General features: G+C 47.4%; 10 protein-coding genes. 2 read left to right on the top strand and 8 right to left on the bottom strand.

Annotated elements, in window-relative coordinates; genetic code table 11:
* The 8 genes from FDW94_RS23845 to FDW94_RS04265 all read right to left on the bottom strand — a co-directional run.
* The coding region (locus FDW94_RS23845) for a RecE family exodeoxyribonuclease (RefSeq protein WP_349290456.1) at positions 1-1,688 on the bottom strand (1,688 nt) is incomplete at its 3' end.
* A gap of 140 nt (positions 1,689-1,828) precedes the next feature.
* Complete coding sequence (locus FDW94_RS23505) at positions 1,829-1,990, bottom strand: YdaE family protein (protein WP_249358297.1); 162 nt, start codon at positions 1,988-1,990, stop codon at positions 1,829-1,831.
* A 7-nt stretch (positions 1,991-1,997) separates the two neighbouring features.
* Positions 1,998-2,195: a DUF1482 family protein gene (locus FDW94_RS04290; RefSeq protein WP_137377191.1), complete on the bottom strand. Its 198-nt coding sequence runs from the start codon at positions 2,193-2,195 to the stop codon at positions 1,998-2,000.
* Positions 2,192-2,395, bottom strand: coding sequence for a hypothetical protein (locus FDW94_RS04285; RefSeq protein WP_137377190.1), 204 nt, complete (start codon positions 2,393-2,395; stop codon positions 2,192-2,194). Before FDW94_RS04285 ends, FDW94_RS04290 begins: the two co-directional genes overlap by 4 nt.
* 344 nt (positions 2,396-2,739) lie before the next feature.
* Positions 2,740-3,165: a protein-export chaperone SecB gene (locus tag FDW94_RS04280; protein WP_170974218.1), complete on the bottom strand. Its 426-nt coding sequence runs from the start codon at positions 3,163-3,165 to the stop codon at positions 2,740-2,742.
* 1 nt (position 3,166) lies between these two features.
* The gene (locus tag FDW94_RS23605) at positions 3,167-3,790 is read right to left on the bottom strand and encodes a transcriptional regulator (protein WP_212734172.1); all 624 of its coding nucleotides are present in this window, start codon (positions 3,788-3,790) and stop codon (positions 3,167-3,169) included.
* Positions 3,787-4,092: a type II toxin-antitoxin system HigB family toxin gene (locus tag FDW94_RS04270; RefSeq protein WP_249358295.1), complete on the bottom strand. Its 306-nt coding sequence runs from the start codon at positions 4,090-4,092 to the stop codon at positions 3,787-3,789. Before FDW94_RS04270 ends, FDW94_RS23605 begins: the two co-directional genes overlap by 4 nt.
* Positions 4,093-4,306: 214 nt before the next feature.
* On the bottom strand, positions 4,307-4,693 hold the full coding sequence (locus tag FDW94_RS04265) for a helix-turn-helix domain-containing protein (RefSeq protein ID WP_137377188.1): 387 nt from the start codon (positions 4,691-4,693) through the stop codon (positions 4,307-4,309).
* Between the two features lie 104 nt (positions 4,694-4,797).
* Here FDW94_RS04265 and FDW94_RS04260 point away from each other — a divergent pair, with 104 nt between their 5' ends.
* A complete protein-coding gene (locus tag FDW94_RS04260) occupies positions 4,798-5,016 on the top strand; it encodes a YdaS family helix-turn-helix protein (protein ID WP_137377187.1) in 219 nt (72 codons plus the stop codon).
* Positions 5,017-5,027: 11 nt separating this feature from the next.
* A complete protein-coding gene (locus FDW94_RS04255) occupies positions 5,028-5,597 on the top strand; it encodes a toxin YdaT family protein (protein ID WP_137377186.1) in 570 nt (189 codons plus the stop codon).
* The last annotated feature ends 68 nt before the right edge of the window (positions 5,598-5,665 follow it).

Here is a 5,665-nt window from a genome sequence, read left to right as displayed (position 1 = left end):
TGTGCCGCCGCTTCCTCTGCGCGGCGGCGAGTTCCTTCTTCACGCACGCGTTGCAGGTTCTCTTCGTGTGTGCAGAAGGATTTGCGCGGAGACTCCTTACTTTCAGGTTGATGAATTTCCTGAGTTGCTGCTTCAGCTTCTTGCAACGGCAATAACTCAACCGCAGAGTTGAATTCAGCAGTCATGGTCTGGTTAACAAATTCCAGGTGAGCGACAGGGGTTAGATGAATATTTTCCGGCGCGATACGTACCAGGTTAAAAATAGCCGTGCGGTTAACGCCAAGAACGCCAGGCTGATTACGCAGAATGCTGCTCCATGATTTCCACGGTTCTTCTTTTTTGGTCACGATTTCTTTGGCGCGACGAAGAATACTGCCCGGAATTTCGAAGTGGTTGAAGTTCATAGGAAGAAGGGCACAGGCAATCTCTAAATCGAGAGTGTCCAGGGTGTGGTGTGCATCAGGTCCACGGTCAGTGACATAACCGCCATCGGCATTGGTGCCGGAATCAGTACGCTGCACGCTACTGATACGATTGCTGGCAGCCCATTCGCGCGCCAGGATGCCGCGGTCAATGTAATCAGTATCTGCCCATATTCTGGTGAAGCGGAGAACTAATGCGAGTTCGTGACGCTTGTCCTGGCTGAACACTTTGCGAATGGCGTCGGTGTAGCGCCACAGGTCCTTAGTATCGTAACCCTTCACGTCTTCGCAGTTTTCGGCAGCCAGCAACAAGTTCTGGACATATCCGTTATCGGTGTCCATTTCCAGTGTGGTGATCTCTTCGAACTCTTGACGGGTTATGTGGTGACGTAGTTCGTCGGAAGTAAACTGTGCCAGCAGGCGCTTACGGAATGGCAGTTGCACAACCGGATAACGAGTTGTTTCGTCATCGTTCTCATCAATCTGGATGCCGTCATCAACAGTGAGATCCTGACCCGTTGTAACGTCAGCACCGCTGCTTGTTTCAGTTTTAAGCAACTGCAACTTACCACTGCGCCAGTCTTCTACCAGTTGATTGCGGTCACCGGCATCCGTGTTCACCCAGTCAGACATGAATGCAGCGATCAATCTTGGTTCGTGCTCTTTATCTGGTGTGAAAATGTCCTTAACCGCCTGAATCATTTTCCACTCAGCATTCAGGCTGAGTTTGGCAGTCTCGGGTGCATCGTTCTTTGCCACAAGCAGGTTCTGGAGATAGGTATTGCCTTCATCCAATGACATTTCGCTGGCAGCCAGCTGCTGCTCTTTAGTGACATGAGTCAGGTATTTATCAATCATCAGATGGACGGCAAAGCGGACCGCTGGAGTACGGTTTTCAACCGGGACAATTTCGGACGCAGTCGCGTCTTCAGCGATTGCGGTCGGAGTAGGTGTGGAAGAGGCGTCAACGGCACCAGTAGACACACCAGCGACTTTTGGCAGCCAGGTGCGACTATCTTCCTGAAGTTCGTAACGATCACACCAGGTGAAATCAACTTCACCTTCTTTCGGCAGGTCATCAACAACAGGAAAATCAGTGCGAATTGGTTTAGCGTAGTCCTTGCCACGACCGGTCTCGATACCTGCATCTTCCAGCGCAACGTCCAGCATCAGGTTGGCGCGAGCCTCAGTTTTTGCAGTGAACCAGACAAAAGCATCAGGCTTGCCCGACTTTTGCGTGGCTTTAACTACATATGGAAATTCCATGTGAGATCCTCTATTTTGGGTGTTAGAATCCACGGACCATTGATAGCGCCCATTGGGTTAACTTTGGTTTTAATGTTGTTTCCGGTGTAACTTTGGTCGGTGGCACCGGACGTAGATCCCGCCTTGCGCGGGTTTTTACGTTATGACTCGTGAGCCATCTGGTCGTGCGAAGCGCAACGTTTGGAGCAATACTCTTTTTCTTTGCGCGCCAGCAGTGAGCCGTTGCGATAGAGAAGGGTGCTTTTGATTACTTCTTCCTGTTTAACCGGCTTGCTGCAGTAACCGCATTTGGTCTGCATCATCATTTCCTCAGAACTTGGCCATCGTTTCCGCCGGAGCTTCTTCGCTGCGGATGATCCCGTCTACCGGATAGCAATTTCCCGAAACCTGCTGCTCAACAGCGGCCTGCTCACATTGCTGTTGGTCGCCATAAACACCCAGTACAACATCCTGAAAATCACCGTTGGTCATGCCAATGGTCAGCACTAACGCGAAAAGAGTGTTCATAAGTGCGTACCTGCCGGAACCAGATTCGGTTCAATGGTGCGGGAAGCATACGGGCGGCGGATATGACGCAGGTTTCCCTGTGGTTCGTGCCAGTACATGCTTTCGCGGTAGTTAAAAGAGACCAGCCATGCTGCGCCGGTGCGCGGGTTGCGCATTGCAACTGCGCGACCGCTGTTTGGTATTGCTTGGTTGTTTTGCATCTCATCCTCGTTTGCCTTATAGCCGGCCAGCTGAGCGTTAAACCTGATGCGCGTTAATCTCACCACCTCATCCGACTATTCATATGCCGTCGACGGCTACTTCGTGGGCATCCTGCCTGAGTGGTTCGTGGTGCGTCTTGGTGATTCATATTAAGCCTGAGACTTAAATTATGTCAAGTCTTGGACGAAGTTGATTTGTAAGTTTCAGGCTTAATTGTGATGTTCACGGGATTGCAGGCAAAAAAAATCCCGACGCTAAGGTCGGGATCTGGGAGTACGGGGCAGACGCTTGGTGGCGAGCAGCTGGGGGGTATAAAAAACCCGGCGCAGAGGCCGGGTTTAAATTAGTTTTCTTTAGAATTGGCAGGTAGTGGATGTTCATTGAAGTCAACGAAAGGTAATGGAATTTGTCCATAACCTGACATTGTCATTATCTGCTCAACATAAACTTTTATATAAGGATAGACTAGATTAGGCACAGCAGATCTTATCGTCATTGACTGAGCAATCTCTTGATCTACATCTTCGTCAGCTTTAAAATCAAAATCGTACTCCATTTCGATAATAACATTATGAGGGATTGAGACACTTAGTTTATAACGTACACGAAATAGACTTTTATTTTTTTGGTTCAAGTAAACTTCATTATTAAGCTGAATTTGTGCATCAACGGTAACCGTCTCAGCATTTTTTTTCTTACTCTTAATTGGTGTGGTTTCTGGGGTTAATGAGAGCGATCTTATTTTATTATTTAATAATTGAATTTTCATATTAAACACACACAAAGTCGTTTTCTGGTACATTAAAAGATACATCGTTGAAATCCAACGATGATATGTTTACTCTCTTGGTTTCACGGACTTTATTATCAGTGGCAAATTTTATTATCTGAGGAGATGAAGAGGTTATTTCCGCTGATTCAAATACTGGAATAAATCCAGAATAAGATGCGATTTTTTTGCACAGGTCACCAAAACCTATAGCCAGAGACTCAGAGCTAAATGCAACTGGTGACCACTCAACGTTACTAACATCTTGTAATAATATATCAGCGGGAATGCCTAAACCGAAGTGGAGGCTTTTAATCATCGTCAAGCTTAGTGGTTTCTTGTAATTTAAAACCTCAGATACTTTTGATAAAGAGCCCATGTAAACCGTCATATCTTTTCTTGATAAGCCGTATTGATCCATCCTGAACTTTATTGCTTCAATAGGGTCTGGCTTATTAATGGCATGATGTTTAGACTCGTAGTTCTCAATGAGCAAAGTAAGCAACTCGAAATCATCAAATTGCGGAGAATCTTCAGTAAAAGGTTCTTCCATTAGCTTCAGTAAATCAGCCATATACTCTTCATACTGTGCTTCATTTTTTATTACAGTGAAGTATTTTCTCATAGCTTGAAGCCTCCTTTGGAATTTTTCTTGTCATACTCAGCGTGGGTTCCGATCCATCTCACCACCAACACCCCCATTTTAAACTCAACTTGGGCCGCTAACCGGTGGTTGTTACCACCTATATTGAATATGACGTATCCATCGTAGTAATCAGCGCTGGGGAAACGTCCTTTGAGGTCATTCAAATGTTTCCAGCTAGCACTTCTTACTTCCGCAACCCAAGCCTCTAAAGGTCCTTTGGCTTGCGCGTGCTTACGATAGTACTCGTCAATAAGCTTAGTGCCAATTAAGCGCATTGCCATCGATAGAGCGTCCTTTAGATATCATTATATGCACAATTCCCAAAAAGGGAAGTCATAGAATGATTTTTAAGTAACATAAATCATCTATGAGCACCTAATAAAATTCACATAAAAATCATTGCATTAGTTAATCAAGAACATCAGTTAAGTGTAAATCCATACCGCACTCAAGATAACTTTGGAGTTCTGATCGCTCATTTGTAACGTTCATATCTCATTTTTCCTGCGACCGAATCCTACCTTTCATGTACTTCTCGTACAGCTCGTCCAACTCCTTAAGGCGAATGGCAAAGATGCGGAGCATGTTCTGCTGCTCTTCTTCCGGCAACTGGCGGTAGAGCTCCAGCAGTCGCTGTTCGTCCGGCTTCAGGCCGTCTTTCTCTCCAACATCCTCGCCGAGTAGCCATGGCACAGACACGCCAGCAGCGTCTGCAACAGCGAGGGCAGATTTCTTGCTGATCACGCCTTTTTTAAACCAGCCGTTTACAGACTGTGGAGTTACCCCAGCAACCCTCGCCATATCGGATTTGGTCATGCCACGGCCATTCAACTCTGAAAGGCGTTCAACAAGTATCGGATTAAGTACGGTTTTCTCTTTCATGGTTAGAAGGATAAGCCTTTTGCTTAAACTTGAAAATTCGCCCCAGGCTTGACAATAAATTAAGTCTAAGGCTTAATTTGATTGTATTCAAATCGGAGACAACGATGAACGGGTTAACAAAAGCCATTAAGTCCGCTGGCACTGCAACAAATCTCGCAACCATGCTGGGCATCAAACCAATGTCAGTAAGCCGCTGGAAAAACCGGTATCAGGGCGTGGTTCCTGCTGATCGGGTCCTGCAAATCTACGCAGCCACTGGCGTAACTCCCCATGAGCTCAGGCCAGACCTCTACCCAAACCATACAGACGGTTTACCAAAGTAGGAGCACTGACAATGCAAACACGAACTTTTAACCATGATAGCAGCCCAGCCCTTGGGCGGGTGACATCGAAATATCAAGAGCTTCCGCGCCAATCGTGCAAACTCTCGAACATCCGGGAGGCTGTAAAAGCCTGGAATAGGGCAACGCCCGGCGATGCGCAAAACTACATCTCGCAGCTGGTTGCGAAAGAGTGGTTTGCCAGTGGTGGTCGTGGCCTGTTGCTGGCCGGTTCGGTGCACGGAACCAAAGTTAATTTCTTCCGGATGATTAATAACACCGGTCCGAAGTATGACAAGTACCTGGAGATGCTGACTCCGGCGATCGTGGCGGTGATGGCTCGAGATAACGAAGCAGTAGCGCGCGAGTTCGGTCTGGTAACGGGCAAAACGAATGAAGAGCTGATCGCGGATGCCATCAAAGAATGTGGAGACGCCCATCAGGCAAAGCTGCTTGGGCAGCCAATCCAGCGACTGGAGAAAGAGGTCCGGGAAGCCGCAGAAGCTTTACTGCGCTTTCTGCCGACTGATTCCCTCGGCCCGGTTCTGGCGAGCCTGGCTGCGATGGTTCCGGGAGTAATGTGATGACAGTTTCTAAAAAGCCGAAAGCCGCGGTGCTCGAACACCAACGGCCTTCAGGTGCAAAAACGGGA

The sequence above is a fragment of the Citrobacter sp. wls757 genome, assembly GCF_005280935.1.
GTDB lineage: Bacteria > Pseudomonadota > Gammaproteobacteria > Enterobacterales > Enterobacteriaceae > Citrobacter > Citrobacter portucalensis.
Note: the sequence above shows the minus strand (reverse complement) of the source record. Positions and strands in the feature narration are given on the sequence as shown.